14 protein-coding genes are annotated in these 13,314 nt (G+C 68.5%); 8 read left to right on the top strand and 6 right to left on the bottom strand.

From position 1 onward, the window contains the following. Positions 1-23: 23 nt before the first annotated feature. Positions 24-1,508: a long-chain fatty acid--CoA ligase gene (locus tag AB0B64_RS53090; protein WP_358200689.1), complete on the bottom strand. Its 1,485-nt coding sequence runs from the start codon at positions 1,506-1,508 to the stop codon at positions 24-26. 146 nt (positions 1,509-1,654) lie between these two features. Here AB0B64_RS53090 and AB0B64_RS53085 point away from each other — a divergent pair, with 146 nt between their 5' ends. Next, entirely contained in the window at positions 1,655-2,494 is an 840-nt protein-coding gene (locus tag AB0B64_RS53085; RefSeq protein ID WP_357939756.1) for a PaaX family transcriptional regulator C-terminal domain-containing protein, read from the top strand. A gap of 5 nt (positions 2,495-2,499) precedes the next feature. On the opposite strand, the gene mmsB is transcribed toward AB0B64_RS53085, so the two are convergent. The 3 genes from mmsB to chvE are packed head-to-tail and all read right to left on the bottom strand — an operon-like array spanning position 2,500 to position 6,438. Next, positions 2,500-3,762 (bottom strand): multiple monosaccharide ABC transporter permease, encoded by a 1,263-nt coding sequence (gene mmsB, locus AB0B64_RS53080; protein ID WP_357939209.1) that lies wholly within the window; start codon positions 3,760-3,762, stop codon positions 2,500-2,502. Further along, positions 3,759-5,297 carry a multiple monosaccharide ABC transporter ATP-binding protein gene (gene mmsA / locus AB0B64_RS53075; RefSeq protein ID WP_357939207.1) on the bottom strand — a complete coding sequence of 513 codons (1,539 nt, stop codon included), beginning with the start codon at positions 5,295-5,297 and terminating at the stop codon, positions 3,759-3,761. The genes mmsB and mmsA overlap by 4 nt, the downstream gene beginning before the upstream one ends. Before the next feature lie 4 nt (positions 5,298-5,301). Beyond that, complete coding sequence (chvE, locus tag AB0B64_RS53070) at positions 5,302-6,438, bottom strand: multiple monosaccharide ABC transporter substrate-binding protein (RefSeq protein WP_357939205.1); 1,137 nt, start codon at positions 6,436-6,438, stop codon at positions 5,302-5,304. Between the two features lie 338 nt (positions 6,439-6,776). Here chvE and AB0B64_RS53065 point away from each other — a divergent pair, with 338 nt between their 5' ends. Genes AB0B64_RS53065 through AB0B64_RS53055 form a run of 3 tightly spaced genes read left to right on the top strand, consistent with a single transcriptional unit; the run spans position 6,777 to position 8,685 of the window. After that, a complete protein-coding gene (locus tag AB0B64_RS53065; protein WP_357939203.1) occupies positions 6,777-7,247 on the top strand; it encodes a VOC family protein in 471 nt (156 codons plus the stop codon). Between the two features lie 38 nt (positions 7,248-7,285). Continuing rightward, positions 7,286-7,906, top strand: a complete 621-nt coding sequence (locus tag AB0B64_RS53060; protein WP_358200653.1) for a YciI family protein — start codon at positions 7,286-7,288, stop codon at positions 7,904-7,906. Then, a complete protein-coding gene (locus AB0B64_RS53055) occupies positions 7,903-8,685 on the top strand; it encodes a CPBP family intramembrane glutamic endopeptidase (protein ID WP_357939199.1) in 783 nt (260 codons plus the stop codon). The genes AB0B64_RS53060 and AB0B64_RS53055 overlap by 4 nt, the downstream gene beginning before the upstream one ends. Before the next feature lie 44 nt (positions 8,686-8,729). On the opposite strand, the gene AB0B64_RS53050 is transcribed toward AB0B64_RS53055, so the two are convergent. Next, positions 8,730-9,344: a substrate-binding domain-containing protein gene (locus AB0B64_RS53050; protein WP_357939197.1), complete on the bottom strand. Its 615-nt coding sequence runs from the start codon at positions 9,342-9,344 to the stop codon at positions 8,730-8,732. Positions 9,345-9,623: 279 nt separating this feature from the next. On the opposite strand from AB0B64_RS53050, the gene AB0B64_RS53045 reads away from it, so the two are divergent. From AB0B64_RS53045 to AB0B64_RS53035, 3 genes are read left to right on the top strand one after another with little or no spacing between them, the layout of a single operon-like run. After that, a complete protein-coding gene (locus tag AB0B64_RS53045) occupies positions 9,624-9,986 on the top strand; it encodes a YbaB/EbfC family nucleoid-associated protein (RefSeq protein WP_358200636.1) in 363 nt (120 codons plus the stop codon). A 14-nt stretch (positions 9,987-10,000) separates the two neighbouring features. Then, positions 10,001-10,903 (top strand): hypothetical protein, encoded by a 903-nt coding sequence (locus AB0B64_RS53040; RefSeq protein ID WP_358200628.1) that lies wholly within the window; start codon positions 10,001-10,003, stop codon positions 10,901-10,903. 3 nt (positions 10,904-10,906) lie between these two features. Then, entirely contained in the window at positions 10,907-11,476 is a 570-nt protein-coding gene (locus AB0B64_RS53035) for a hypothetical protein (RefSeq protein ID WP_358200621.1), read from the top strand. Between the two features lie 8 nt (positions 11,477-11,484). Here the strand turns inward: AB0B64_RS53035 and AB0B64_RS53030 are convergent, their stop codons facing one another. Next, complete coding sequence (locus AB0B64_RS53030; protein WP_357939188.1) at positions 11,485-11,850, bottom strand: ArsC/Spx/MgsR family protein; 366 nt, start codon at positions 11,848-11,850, stop codon at positions 11,485-11,487. A gap of 447 nt (positions 11,851-12,297) precedes the next feature. Between AB0B64_RS53030 and AB0B64_RS53025 the strand changes: the two genes are divergently transcribed. Continuing rightward, the gene (locus AB0B64_RS53025) at positions 12,298-13,179 is read left to right on the top strand and encodes a CAP domain-containing protein (RefSeq protein ID WP_358200607.1); all 882 of its coding nucleotides are present in this window, start codon (positions 12,298-12,300) and stop codon (positions 13,177-13,179) included. The last annotated feature ends 135 nt before the right edge of the window (positions 13,180-13,314 follow it).

Genomic DNA, 13,314 nt, shown 5'->3' with positions numbered 1-13,314 from the left:
AGGGCATTGTGGCAATTAGCTAACTAGCTGTCCAGCGGCCGGTCTCGCAGCCGGGCCTTCTGGATCTTGCCCGACCCGGTCCGGGGCAGCTCGTCCACCAGGTCGAAGTAGCGCGGGATCTTGTACCTGGCCAGCCGCCCGTCGAGGAACTCCCGCAGTTCGTCGGCGGTCACCGCCGCCCCGCCGACCACGAACGCCCGACCGACCTCGCCCCATGTCTCGTCCGGCACCCCGACCACGGCGACCTCGGCCACCGCCGGGTGCTCGAAGAGGACGCCTTCCACCTCCGCCGGATAGACGTTCTCCCCGCCCGAGATGAACATGTCCTTGACCCGGTCCACGATGTACAGGTGCCCCTCGGCGTCGAACGTCCCGACATCGCCCGAGCGCAGCCAGTCGCCCTCCGCGAACGCCGCCGCGGTCGCGGAGGGGTTCTGCCAGTAGCCGGGGGTCACGTTGGGCCCCTGGACGAGCACCTCGCCCCGCTCGCCGACGGCGGCGTCGGTGAGATCGGGCCGGACCACGCGTACGTCGGCGAAGAACACCGGCACCCCGGCCGAGCCCACCTTGCGCACGCTCTGCCCGGCCTCCAGGAAGGTCGCGCCCGGCGCCGTCTCGGTCAGCCCGTAACCCTGGCAGAACACCAGGCCCCGCTCCTGGTAGACGCGGATGAGCGCGGGTGGGATGGGGGCGCCGCCCGACATCAGGTTGCGCAGCGAGGAGAGGTCGGCCGTGGCCCAGCGCGGCGACCGGGCGAACGCGGCGAACATCGCGGTGACGCCGAACATCCAGGTGATGCCGTGCTTCTCGATGAGGTCGTAGCACCCGTCCACGTCCCAGGACGGCATGATCACCGAGCAGCCGCCCTTGGCGAAGGTGGGCAGCAACGTCTGGTTCAGCGCCGCGACGTGGAAGAGCGGTGCGCTGATCAGCGTCATCTCCTCGCTCGTGACATCGACGCCGATCAGCATGTTGTAGGTGTTCCACACCAGGTTGGCGTGGCTGAGCATGGCGCCTTTGGGCCGGCCCGTGGTGCCGGAGGTGTAGAGGATGAGCGCGATGTCGTCGAGCCCGACGCGTACGTCGATCGGCGCGGGATCACCCTCGGCGAGAAAGGTCTCGTAGTCCGACACCAGCAAGGGCGGAACCTCGGGAAGCGCCCCGACCACCTCGGCGCACTCAGGCGCGTGGATCAGCACAGCCGGCTCACAGTCGCCCAGCATGTAGGCGATCTCGGGCGCCGCCAGCCGGAAGTTCAGCGGCACGAAGATCCCGCCGAGCAGGTGCGTGGCGAACATGGTCTCCGCCAAAGCCGGGTGGTTGGTGCCCAGGTAGGCGACCCGATCCCCCGGCCGCACCCCGGCCTCGCGCAGGCGCGCGGCCAGCTTCGTCGTACGCGTGTGCACCTCGGCGTAGGTGACCGCCCGCCCCTCGAAGACGAACGCCGTACGGTCCGGCGTCATCTGGGCCCGGCGAGCCGGCCACCCTCCCACTCCCGCGTTGTTCATGGGCGTACGGCCTCCCGCGTCGGTAAGTCGCCGTGATCGCGAGGCTAGGCAGCACGATCACGCCCGTCAACAGCGTCGGTCGGCAATTTCCCAACCTGAGTCAGAGTTTTGCCGACTGTGACGGATCCGTCTACCCTCTTGCTGTGATGCTCGGCGAAGGAGACGTGCTGACGGCCCGTCCGCAGTCCCTGATGTTCAGCTTTCTCGGCGTCTACGTGCTGGGGCGCGACACCGCCGTCTATTCGGGCAGCGTCATCGACGTCTTCGCCCGGCTCGGCGTCACCGAGGAGGCGGTGCGCTCGACGCTCACCCGCATGGTCAAGCGCAACCTGCTGGCCCGGCACCGTCAGGGGCGCAGGATGTACTTCGGGCTCACCGAGCACGCGGCGGAGGTGCTCGACGACGGGCGCCGCCGAGTCTGGGAGACCGGCGCGGTCAACCGCGACTGGGACGGCGCCTGGACCCTGGTGGGCTTCTCGATCCCCGACAGCCGGCGCAGCACCCGGCACGACCTCCGCTCCCAGCTCATCTGGGCCGGGTTCGGGCTGCTGCAGAGCGGGCTGTGGATCGCGCCGGGCGCCAAGGACGTCGCGGGCATCCTCGCCCCGCTCGAACTCGGCGATCACATCACCGTTCTGACGGCGCGGGCCTTCGAGCCGACCGAGACGGCCGACCTCGTACGCAAGGCGTTCAGCACCGAGCGGATCGCCGCCCGCTACCGGGCCTTCCTCGACCGCTGGGACACCCCGCGCCCGCTCCCTTCGGCGGCCGACGACCTGGCCCGGCAGCTCCTCCTGCACACCGACTGGCTGCAGCTGGTCCGCCAGGACCCGCACCTGCCGGCCGAACACCTGCCGGCGGACTGGCCGGCGATCCGGGCCGAGCAGGTGTTCCGCGCCCTGGCCCGCGACTACGCGCCGAGCGCCAGGGCGCTGGCCGACACCGTGCTGGACGAACTGGCGCTCACCCCGGCCGAGGTGAGCTGAAGCGATCAGCGGGTGCCGGCAGCCGCCCGGCGCTTGGTCCACACGTCGAAGGCGACCGCGGCCAGCAGGACGGCGCCCTTGACGAGCATGACCCGCTCACTCGGCGCGCCGACCAGCGACATGCCGTTGTTGATGACGCCCATGATCAGACCGCCGGTCACCGCGCCGACCACCTTGCCGACGCCGCCCTGTACGGCCGCGCCGCCGATGAACGCCGCCGCGATGGCGTCCAGCTCGAAGGAGTTGCCCGCCGTGGGCCCCGCCTGGTTCAGCCGGCCGGCGAAGATGATCCCGGCGAGCGCGGACAGGACGCCCATGTTCACGAAGATCCAGAAGACGACGGACTTGACCTTGATGCCGGACAGCAGCGCCGCCTGCAGGTTGCCGCCGATGGCGTAGATCCGCCGGCCGAACACGGCGCGGTTGGTCACCAGCGAGTAACCTAGCACCAGCGCCGCGAGCAGGATCAGCACCCAGGGCAGGTTCTTGAACCTGGCCAGCTGCACCACCACGGCGAGGATGACGGCGGCGGCCGCGGCGATGCGGAGCAGGAAGATCGGCAGCGGGTCCACGCTCTGGCGGTAACCCAGCCGGGCCACCCGGCTGCGCCACTGGCTGACGGCCATGCCGGCCACCGCCACCAGGCCGAGCAGCAGGCTGAACAGGTCGGCGCCGCCCAGCGGGCCGAGCCCGATGTTACCGAGGTAGCTGTCGGTGAAGCCGTTCGACAGCGTACGGACGGCGTCAGGGAACGGCCCGATGCCCTGGTTGCCCAGCACGGTCAGCGTGAGCGCGCGGAACAGCAGCATGCCGGCCAGCGTCACGATGAACGCCGGGATGCCGTAGTAGGCGATCCAGAACCCCTGCCATGCGCCGATGAGCCCGCCCGCGACCAGCGTGATGATCAGCGCCAGCGGCCACGGCACGCCGTAGTTGACCATCAGCACGGCGGCGATGGCGCCGGTGACGGCCACGACGGAGCCCACCGACAGGTCGATGTGCCCGGCGATGATGATCAGGATCATCCCGATGGCCAGGATCAGGATGTAGGAGTTCTGGACGATGATGTTGGAGATGTTCTGCGGCTGGAGCAGCGCCCCCTTGGTGAGGAAGGCGAACAGCACGACGATCAGCGCGAACGCGACATAGATCCCGCTCTGCCGTACGTTGAACGACAGCCACGATGATTTGCCCGCTTCCCGCGGCGGAGGCGGCTCTTGCCCGGTGGGCGCCGGCCCCGCGGCGGTGGATGAGGTACTGCTGCTCATCGGATCTCGTCCTGTCCTTTCGTCATGTACTGCATGAGGCCCTCCTGCGTGGCCTCCTCGCGCGGGACCTCACCGGTGATCCGGCCGGCCGACAGCGCGTAGATCCGGTCGCACAGGCCCAGGAGTTCCGGCAGCTCCGATGAGATGACCAGAATGGCCTTACCGTCGTCGGCGAGCTGGTTGATGATCGAGTAGATCTCGTACTTGGCCCCGACGTCGATGCCCCGGGTCGGTTCGTCCAGGATGAGCACGTCAGCGTCCGTGAAGATCCACTTCGACAGGACGACCTTCTGCTGGTTGCCGCCGCTGAGCTTGCCGGTGACGCTCAGCACGCTGGGCGCCTTGATGTTCATGCTCTTGCGGAACCCCTCGGCGACCTGGTGCTCCTCATTGTCGTTGACCCAGCCACGGCGGGCCAGCTTCCCGAGCGCGGCGGCGGAGACGTTCCGCTTGATGTCCTCGATCAGGTTGAGGCCGTACCTCTTGCGGTCCTCGGTGGCGTACGCGATGCCGTGGCGGATCGCGTCCTGCACCGACTTGATCTCTATCTGCCGGCCGTTCTTGTAGATGCGGCCGGAGATGTCGGTGCCGTAGGAGCGGCCGAAGACGCTCATGGCCAGCTCCGTACGACCGGCCCCCATGAGCCCCGCCAGGCCGACGATCTCGCCCTTGCGCAGGGTGAGGCTGGCGTTGGAGACCACCACCCGGCCCCGCTGGGCCGGGCTGTGCACCGTCCAGTCCTCGATGCGCAGCGCCTCCTCACCGACGTTCGGCTCGTGCGGCGGGAAGCGGTGCTCCAGGGCGCGGCCGACCATGCCGGAGATGATGCGGTCCTCCGTGACGTGGTCGGTGACCATGTCGAGCCGCTCGATCGTCCGGCCGTCGCGCAGGATGGTGATCGAGTCGGCGATGTCGATGACCTCGTTGAGCTTGTGCGAGATGATCACGCAGGTGATGCCCTCGTCACGCAGGCCGCGCAGCAGGTCGAGCAGGTGCGCCGAGTCCTCGTCGTTGAGCGCCGCGGTCGGCTCGTCGAGGATGAGCAGGCGCACCCGCTTGGACAGCGCCTTGGCGATCTCCACGAGTTGCTGCTTGCCGACCCCGATGTCGGAGATGAGCGACACGGGGTTCTCCCGCAGCCCGACCCGGTTCAGCAGCTCACCCGCCTCGTGGTTCGTCCGGTTCCAGTCGATCAGGCCGCGAGTGGCCTGCTCGTTGCCGAGGAAGATGTTCTCGGCGATGGACAGTTGCGGGCACAGGGCCAGCTCCTGGTGGATGATGACGATCCCGCGGTGCTCGCTGTCACGGATGTCGGCGAACCGGCACGGATCTCCCTCGAAGAAGATCTCGCCCTCATAGGAACCGTGCGGGTAGACGCCCGACAGCACCTTCATGAGCGTGGACTTGCCCGCGCCGTTCTCGCCGCAGATCGCGTGGATCTCGCCCTGTCGTACGGACAGGTTGACGTCTTGCAGCGCCTTTACTCCGGGGAAGGTCTTGGTGATCCCGCGCATCCGCAGGATGTCATCAGTCATGACGTCAGCCCAGCTGAGACTTGGTGTAGTAGCCGGTGTCGACGAGTTCCTTCTCGTAGTTGGTCTTGTCGACGATCAGCGGCTGGAGCAGGTACGACGGCACGACCTTGTTGCCGTTGTCGTAGTCCTTGGTGTTGTTGACCTCGGGCTTGCCGCCCTTGAGCACGGTGTCGGCGATCTTCACGGTCACGTCGGCCAGCTGCCGGGTGTCCTTGTAGATGGTGGAGTACTGCTCACCCGCGATGATCGACTTCACCGACGCGAGCTCGGCGTCCTGACCGGTCACGATCGGGTACGGCTGGCCGGAGGTGCCGTAGCCGTTGCTCTTGAGCGCCGACAGGATGCCGATCGACAGGCCGTCGTAGGGCGACAGGACACCGTCGACCTTGGTGCCGCCGCTGTAGGTCTTGGTCAGCAGGTCCTCCATGCGCTTCTGCGCGGTGGCCGGGTCCCAGCGCAGGATGGCGACCGTCTTGAAGTCGGTCTGGCCGCTCTTGACGGAGAGCGTCTTCTTGTCGATGTACGGCTTGAGCACCGACATGGCGCCGTTGAAGAAGAACGTCGCGTTGTTGTCGTCGGGCGAACCGGCGAACAGCTCGACGTTGAACGGGCCCTTGGCGCTGCCCGCGGAGCCGTCGGCGTTGAGCAGCTTCAGCCCGACCAGCAGCGACGTGGCCTGCTGCACGCCGACCTTGAAGTTGTCGAAGGTGGCGTAGTAGTCGACGTTCGGGCTGTTACGGATCAGCCGGTCGTAGGCGACGACCGGGATCTTCTTGTCGGCCGCCTCCTGGAGCTGCGTGGTGATGGCCGTGCCGTCGATCGAGGCGATGATCAGGAGCTTGGCGCCCTTGGTGATCTGGTTCTCGATCTGGTTGACCTGGGTCGGGATGTCGTTCTCGGCGTACTGCAGGTCGACCTTGTAGCCGAGCTTCTCCAGGCTGGTCTTGACGTTGTCGCCGTCGTGGATCCAACGCTCGGACGACTTGGTCGGCATCGTCACGCCGACCAGGGCGCCGGCCGAACCGGCCGAGGCGCTGGCGGCGGCGTCCTTGTCGACCGTCTTCTCGGCCGAGCCGCACGCGGTCGCGACCGTGGCTAGCGCCAGGACGGAGACCACGGTCGCGAATCGTGGAAATCTCATGTTTCTCCTTGCGGAAATGGGGAGGTGCCCGTGCGTCACGGGAGACAGCCGATCCCGCGAGTGTTATCGCTAACATTTCCGGTGTCAAGCGCAGCCGATAACGTAGACGTAACACAACCTTCACGGTTGAAGTGGCCCTGGGCCTGCGGCGCGGGCCGATCGCGGGCGGATGCCCGGTGGGCTCGGCGGGTTCGTGGACCCAGAAGTCACAGGCCAGCAGCGTCAGCCGGAAGGCCGGCCACCCCCCGAGCGTCGGCGCGGCAGCGCGGCGTTCATGTGGGACAGAAACTGACCTCTATGCCCTCTAGCGTCGGGCTACCCGCTTCAAAGGAGAGATCATGGCCGTTCCCGAGGGCTACACCACTGTGACGCCGTTCGTCGCCTGCCGTGACAGCGCCCGGTTCATCGACTACGTCAAGGAGGCGTTCGGCGCCGAGGAACTCGGCCGGGTGACCGATGAGAAGGGCCGCATCGGTCACGCGGAGGTCCGGATCGGCGACGCGGTGGTGATGATGTTCGACGCCGTGCCGGACTGGCCGCCGACGCCCGCGTTCCTGCGCCTGTACGTGGACGACGCCGACGCGGTGCACCGGCGGGCCGTCGCGGCCGGTGGCACCTCGGTGACCGAGGTCACCCACCTGTACTGGGGCGACAAGGTGGGACGGGTGCGCGACCCGCTCGGCAACCTGTGGTGGATCCAGACCCGCGTCGAAGAGGTCGGGCCGGAGGAGCTCGAGGCGCGCCTCAGCGACCCGGTGTTCGTCAAGGCGATGGAGTATGTCCAGAGCGCCGACTTCTTCGCACGCTGACGGCTATTGCCGGGATCCAGGTGGTACACACTGTGGGGATGGAGTTCTTCTGCTACCACCGCGATCGGCCCGGCTCGGTGGCGCTGCGCGACGAGCTGCTGGAGGAGCACTGGTCCTACATGGACGGGTACGCGAAGGAGATGATCGCCCGCGGCCCGACCTTCGCCGCCGACGACGACGAGACGCCCACCGGCAGCGTGCACATCCTCGACCTGCCGGATTCCGCCGCCGCCCGCGCGTTCGCCTTCGACGAGCCCAACTACCAGGCCGGCGTCTACCGTGACGTGCTGGTGCGCCGGTGGCGCAACCTGCTGGGACGCACCATGTGGGACTTCCCCGGTGGCCGGACCGGTGGCAGCAAATACCTGGTGCTCGGCCTCGGCTCGGGGCAGGCCGCCGATCTCACCGTGCCGCCCGGCCGGGACGAGCTGATCGCGTACGGGCCGCTGCTGGCCGACGACGGCACCACCTGGCTGGGCACGGCGGCGCTGCTGCGGGCGCCGGACCAGGACGCCGCACGCGCCATCCTGACGCCGGACCGGTACGCCGACATCGAGGTCCACGACTATGACTTCGGCGGGCGGCCGGACAGCTGGCCGACGGTTCCTCAACCGCCTGCCCCTCCGGCGGCTCCTCGACCGTCTGCCCCGCGGTCATGACCGCGCAGTCCCCCGCCGCACCGCTCTCGACCCTCGGACCGAGGCTGATCAAGGCCGAGATCCTCGTGGTGTTCTCCGTCTCGCTGGGGGCCAGCGGCCTTCTGGCGCTCGTCCGGCTGATCGGCGCGCTCACGGCGCCCGAGCAGCTGAAGGGTCAGCAGGCCGTGCTCGTCCGGTCGCTGGCTCCGGGGCGGCCCTGGCTGGACCTGACGTTGCAGCTCGTCGACATCGCGATCAGCGTGGCCCCGGTCGCGCTCGTCGCCTACCTGCTGGTCCGCTCCGGCGAGTCGATGCGGACCATCGGCGTCGACCTCCGCGAGCCGCGCCGCGACCTGGTGCGCGGCACCCTGCTCGCGGCCGCGATCGGCGGATCCGGGCTGGCCTTCTACCTGGTCGTGTACGCCATCGGGATCAACCTCTCGGTGGTCGCCGGGCAACTGCCCGACGTGTGGTGGCGGATCCCGGTCCTGCTGCTGGCCGCCGCGCAGAACGGCGTGCTCGAAGAGGTGCTCGTCAGCGGCTACCTGCTGCACCGGCTGGAGCAGGCGGGATGGGCGCCCTGGCGCTCCGTCGTGGTGGCGGCGCTGCTGCGCGGGTCGTACCACCTCTATCAGGGGTTCGGGGGTTTCGTCGGGAACGTGGTGATGGGGTTGGTGTTCGGGCGCCTGTACCAGCGCTGGGGGCGGGCCATGCCGCTCGTCGTCGCGCACACGCTCATCGACGCCGTCGCCTTCGCCGGCTACGCCGCCCTGCACGGCAAGGTGAGCTGGCTCCCCTGAGCCCGCTCACCCGAGCGAGAGCAAGCCGGCTCCCCTGAGCCCGCTCACCCGGGCGAGAATCCGACGATCTCGCCGGAGTCCACCTGCTGGAGGGCCCGCTGGCCGAGGGCGTACCCGGACTCGTAGAGTCCCTGGCCGATGTAGGCCAGCCGCGCGCTGCCCTTGTCGTCGCGGGCGCCGTCGGCGTTGTACGACACCACGGGGATCCCCGCGTCCAGCGCCTTGGCGACCGGCTCGCGGAAGGCGGCCTTGTCCACCACGGCCACCGCGAGCCCGTCGGCCTTGGCCGAGATGGCGGTGTTGCAGGCGTTGACCATCTCGGCCACGATCGAGTCCTTCGAGCCGGTCCACTGGAAGTCGGTGCCGAGCAGGGCGCACGCGTCCTGCGCCCCGTACTGGGTGGGGGTGAAGAACGGGTTCGTGGTGACGTGGCAGACGAGCACGAACTTCCACTTGGGCGTGGCCGGGAAGTCTCCGGGAGCGCCCGAGCCGCCGGACGCGGCGGGTTTGCCCTGGCTGGAGGTGCAGGCCGTCAGCAGCGCGGACGCCGCGGCCGAGGCGCTGACCAGGCCGGCGCCGGAGAGCAGGCGCCGCCGGGCGACCGGGTTGAGGTTGAGGGTTTCGACTGCCTCTTCGACCTTGGGAGGGAACTTTTCCATGTGCTCGACCTCTAATTCCTGACGGATGGGTCCAGGGGTGATCGCTTCCCCCCGTCAGCACGCCCAATGAAGAAGCTAAGAGGTTTTCGGAGTGTGTCAATGGGCCATCCTTGACTGACCTGCCGGGAGTGTTGGTTAATCCTTTATTTCCGACCGGTAAACTCCCCTTTGCAGGGGTTACGATCTACGTGACACGCGGGGCGGGTGTGTTGAGACGAGCCTCGTGGGGACGTACTCATGTCATGCCTTGCCGACGCGCACCGACCTCTGGGAGACCCGATGACATCGCCCGCAGACGCGCTCCGGGGAAGCGGAGATCCGGAGATCGAGCGCCTGCTGGCGCAGTTCAACGCCGACGTCGCGCAGGTGGAGCAGCTCAGGGACCGGATCACCGAGGTGCGCGGCCGGGGTGAGGCGGCGGACGGGCGGGTGGTCGCCGAGACCGCGCCGACCGGCGCGCTCGTGGGCCTCACGATCGACCCGCGCGCCATGCGGCTGGGCTCCGACGAGCTGGCCGCCGCGATCCTCGAAGCGGCCGAGGCCGCGGCGCGCAACGCGGAGGAGGAGATGACCGACCTGGTCGATCCGTTCATCGCGGACACCGTGCTGGGGTCGACCCGTCGCCCCCGGGACAGCCGGTAGCCGGCTGATCTCCCATGGCCATCAGTCCCGCACGCGGTGCGATCTATGGCGTCGGCGCGGTCGGCATCGGCGCCTTCGTGTTCAAGATGCTCGCGGTCGACTACCCGGACGGCGATCCGGCGAAGGCTCGACAGGCCGCCGCCGTCTGGGCGCGGCTCGCGGACCGGCTGGAGCAGAGCCAGAACCGGACCTATCCGTTCGCCGAGGCGGTGTGGAAACGCAACGGCGGCGAAGGGATCGAGGCCTACAAGAAGGCCGTGACCGCCGGGCTCTATCCGAACCCTCCCGCGCTGGGCTACGCCGACAAGCTCGCCCAGCGCTGCCGGCAGAACAGCGAGGCGTGCCTGGAGTACGCGGAGGTCATCGAGAAGGCGCAGCACGCGTACTGGACCCTCGCCCTGGCCAACCTCGCCAGTTTCATGTTCATCACCACCTTTCCCTGGCAGGCCGGGGCCGCCTACCAGCTCACCCAGTTCCTCATGCGGCGGGCCGAGGCGGGCCTGCTGGCGAAACTGCTCGAACACAACATCGCCAAGATCGTGCTGAGCAAGCTCACCGAATACAGCATCGGCAGCGCCTTCTTCGCGGTCGGCGACGTGGGCGTGGTGGCCGGGGTCAAGGCGCTGCGCGGCGAGGACCCGGGCTCGTGGGGCGACAACGGGAAGCAGATGCTGAAGGAGTTCACCGCGTCGGTCGCGTTCTACGGCGCGTTCGACGCCGCCATGCCGGCGGCCAGAGCGGTGAGCAAGAACGCCGACGTGCAGTATTTCATCAGCCGGATGGTCGGCGGATCCACCTACGGCCCCACGTACGACGCCCTGAACGGGGAGAGCGGCACGGACCTCATCCCCACCTGGAAACAGACGCTCGGCAGGGTGCTGCTCTATTTCACGATGGCCCACAAACCAGCGGGATGACGCATGGCTCCTGAACCTGACCCCAAGCCGCCGGAGCGGCCGGAGACCGTCACCATCACGCCCCCCGGCGGGGACTACGACTCACTCCAGGAGATCGCCCAGCGGCTCTTCGAGGACCCCTCACTCTGGGAGAGCATCTACCAGGCGAACCGCGACGTCCTCGACAGCCCCTACGACGTGCGACCGGGCATGCGGCTCCGCCTTCCGATGGAGATCTACCCGGGTCACATCAGGGCCGCCGCAGGGGGCTTCGACACCGAGAAACACGACCTCGGCGAATTCGTCAACGCCGCGGCGGCGGAGCTGAACGCCATCGGCAACTTCTGGGGCGACGACAAACTGGGGACCACCTTCCTCAAGGGCGAAGGCGGCCGCGTGGGCTACGAGGCCGTGTCAGGTCAGATCATCGAGGGCATCGACGCCCTCCAGGACGCCCATCACGAGATCCCGAAGCGCCTGCGGCTCGTGGCCGACCGGACCGAGGTCACCGACTGGGAGAACGTGACCACCGTCCTCGCGGCGCTGCCCACCCCTGACCCCGATCGGCCGATCTGGGGCGAGCCACACCGTTAAGGGGAAGGTCAGGACGAGCGCGACAGCACCGAGCGGACGGCCTCCGGGGTACGGCCGACGACGGCCGCCCCGTCCCCAGCGGTGATGATCGGGCGCTGGATGAGCATCGGGTGGCTGGCCAGCGCCTTGATCCAGCGGTTCCGGTTGGCCGCGTCGCGCGGCCAGCCGGCGATGCCGAGGTCGGTGGCCGTGGCCTCGCCGAAGCGGGTGATGTCCCACGGTTCGAGGCGCAGCCTGGTGAGCACCTCGCGCAGCTCGAGCTCGTTGGGCGGGTCGTCGAGGTAGCGGCGAATGGTGTAGTCGGCGTTCTCGGTGTCCAGGAGTTCGAGCGCGGAGGTGCACTTGGAGCAGTCGGGGTTGATCCAGATCTCCATGCTGACTTCCTTTGGGGATGCGAGGAGCGCGGAGCCATCCGGCAAGGCGTCCCATGGAAAAACAGGGGGCGCACTGGACGTGGCCAACCCCCTATTTCACTAGCAAGTGTTAGCCATTCGGATTACCACGTCAATCTGCGACACCGCTTATACGGCTTCCGCCACCCGGCCACGCGCCGCGTCGAGCCGGGTTCCAGCCGCCCCGCCCACCACGGCCCAGAGCACCGCGGTCACAGAGTGTGACATAACGGGCGTCGCTTAAGTAAAATCCCAAACCATCGTTTACGGCCGCAAACCCCCGGCCAAGCAGGGGTTCCCGACGCCTCAGACCCCCCTCTGGTTTACCCCCGTCACACCTGGATGTCCGAAATTTCATGACAAAGGGTGCCTGGCACCGACAGAATGCGGAACGCCCACCCGCCGTCCATCCATACGGAGGACACCCATATGCGTAGACCCCTAGGGGTACTCGCGTGTGTTGTGAGCCTGGCCACCCTCGGTGTGCCGGTCGCCACGGCCCACGCCGCGACGGTGCCGCAACCCGCATGCCGCGTGACTGTCGCCAAGCCGCAGGTCACCGCCGCCGGAAAGATCCAGACATCCGCCACCAGGCGCGGCTGCGAAGGCAGCGCCCTCGTCCGCGTCCGCATCAAGCGCGCGGTGGCCGGCCCCGACCGGATCGTCAAGAGCGCGTCGGGCAGGGGCATCAGCCCTCGGGTCACGGTCTCGATGCTGTGCGCCCCCGGTGTCTACTACGCGGTCGCCACCGACTACGCCGGCAACTCCGGCAAGTCGCGGCCGGTCCGGCTGTCGTCCTGCACGCCGACCACGCCGACTCCGACTCCCACCGACACGACCACACCGACGCCATCACCGAAGCCGACGGCCACCGCCACTCCCACTCCGACCGACACGACCAATCCGCCGACTGACGTGGTGGGAACGGTCGACGAGAACGAGGTCCTGCGGCTGACCAACGCCGAGCGGGCGAAGGGCGGCTGCAAGCCGCTCAAGCACGACGCCCAGCTGCACAAGGCCGCCTTCGGCCACTCCTCCGACATGGCGACCAAGAACTACTTCAGCCACACCTCGCAGGACGGCCGCAGCTTCATGGACCGCATCCGCGGGGCGGGCTTCACCGGCGGAACGGGCTGGGCCGAGAACATCGCCATGGGCCAGCCGACCCCGGCCTCGGTGGTCACCGGCTGGATGAACAGCGCGGGCCACAAGGCCAACATCATGAACTGCAAGTACAACCTCATAGGTGTCGGCGCGGCCAAGAACTCCAAGGGCCAGATCTACTGGACCCAGGACTTCGCCGCCAAGTAGCGGCCGCCCGAGCAGAACGATGCCCCGCGGCCGGCCGCCCGGCCGCGGGGCATCACCTCAGTCAGGGCCTGGCACTCGCCAGGCCACCCAGCCGGGCGCTCGTCCGTTACCGGTCGGCCCGCCCGATGAGGCTCG

The organism is Nonomuraea sp. NPDC049129 (genome assembly GCF_040648495.1).
In the GTDB taxonomy this organism is placed as follows: domain Bacteria; phylum Actinomycetota; class Actinomycetes; order Streptosporangiales; family Streptosporangiaceae; genus Nonomuraea.
Note: the sequence above shows the minus strand (reverse complement) of the source record. Positions and strands in the feature narration are given on the sequence as shown.

Coding starts and splice junctions, on each gene's coding strand:
- AB0B64_RS53055 (WP_357939199.1), top strand. CDS start 7,903: ATGACCGCGCAGTCCCCCGCCGCACCGCTCTCGACCCTCGGACCGAGG.
- AB0B64_RS53050 (WP_357939197.1), bottom strand. CDS start 9,344: ATGGAAAAGTTCCCTCCCAAGGTCGAAGAGGCAGTCGAAACCCTCAAC.
- AB0B64_RS53065 (WP_357939203.1), top strand. CDS start 6,777: ATGGCCGTTCCCGAGGGCTACACCACTGTGACGCCGTTCGTCGCCTGC.
- AB0B64_RS53040 (WP_358200628.1), top strand. CDS start 10,001: ATGGCCATCAGTCCCGCACGCGGTGCGATCTATGGCGTCGGCGCGGTC.
- AB0B64_RS53045 (WP_358200636.1), top strand. CDS start 9,624: ATGACATCGCCCGCAGACGCGCTCCGGGGAAGCGGAGATCCGGAGATC.
- AB0B64_RS53085 (WP_357939756.1), top strand. CDS start 1,655: ATGCTCGGCGAAGGAGACGTGCTGACGGCCCGTCCGCAGTCCCTGATG.
- AB0B64_RS53030 (WP_357939188.1), bottom strand. CDS start 11,850: ATGGAGATCTGGATCAACCCCGACTGCTCCAAGTGCACCTCCGCGCTC.
- mmsA (WP_357939207.1), bottom strand. CDS start 5,297: ATGACTGATGACATCCTGCGGATGCGCGGGATCACCAAGACCTTCCCC.
- chvE (WP_357939205.1), bottom strand. CDS start 6,438: ATGAGATTTCCACGATTCGCGACCGTGGTCTCCGTCCTGGCGCTAGCC.
- mmsB (WP_357939209.1), bottom strand. CDS start 3,762: ATGAGCAGCAGTACCTCATCCACCGCCGCGGGGCCGGCGCCCACCGGG.
- AB0B64_RS53060 (WP_358200653.1), top strand. CDS start 7,286: ATGGAGTTCTTCTGCTACCACCGCGATCGGCCCGGCTCGGTGGCGCTG.
- AB0B64_RS53025 (WP_358200607.1), top strand. CDS start 12,298: ATGCGTAGACCCCTAGGGGTACTCGCGTGTGTTGTGAGCCTGGCCACC.
- AB0B64_RS53035 (WP_358200621.1), top strand. CDS start 10,907: ATGGCTCCTGAACCTGACCCCAAGCCGCCGGAGCGGCCGGAGACCGTC.
- AB0B64_RS53090 (WP_358200689.1), bottom strand. CDS start 1,508: ATGAACAACGCGGGAGTGGGAGGGTGGCCGGCTCGCCGGGCCCAGATG.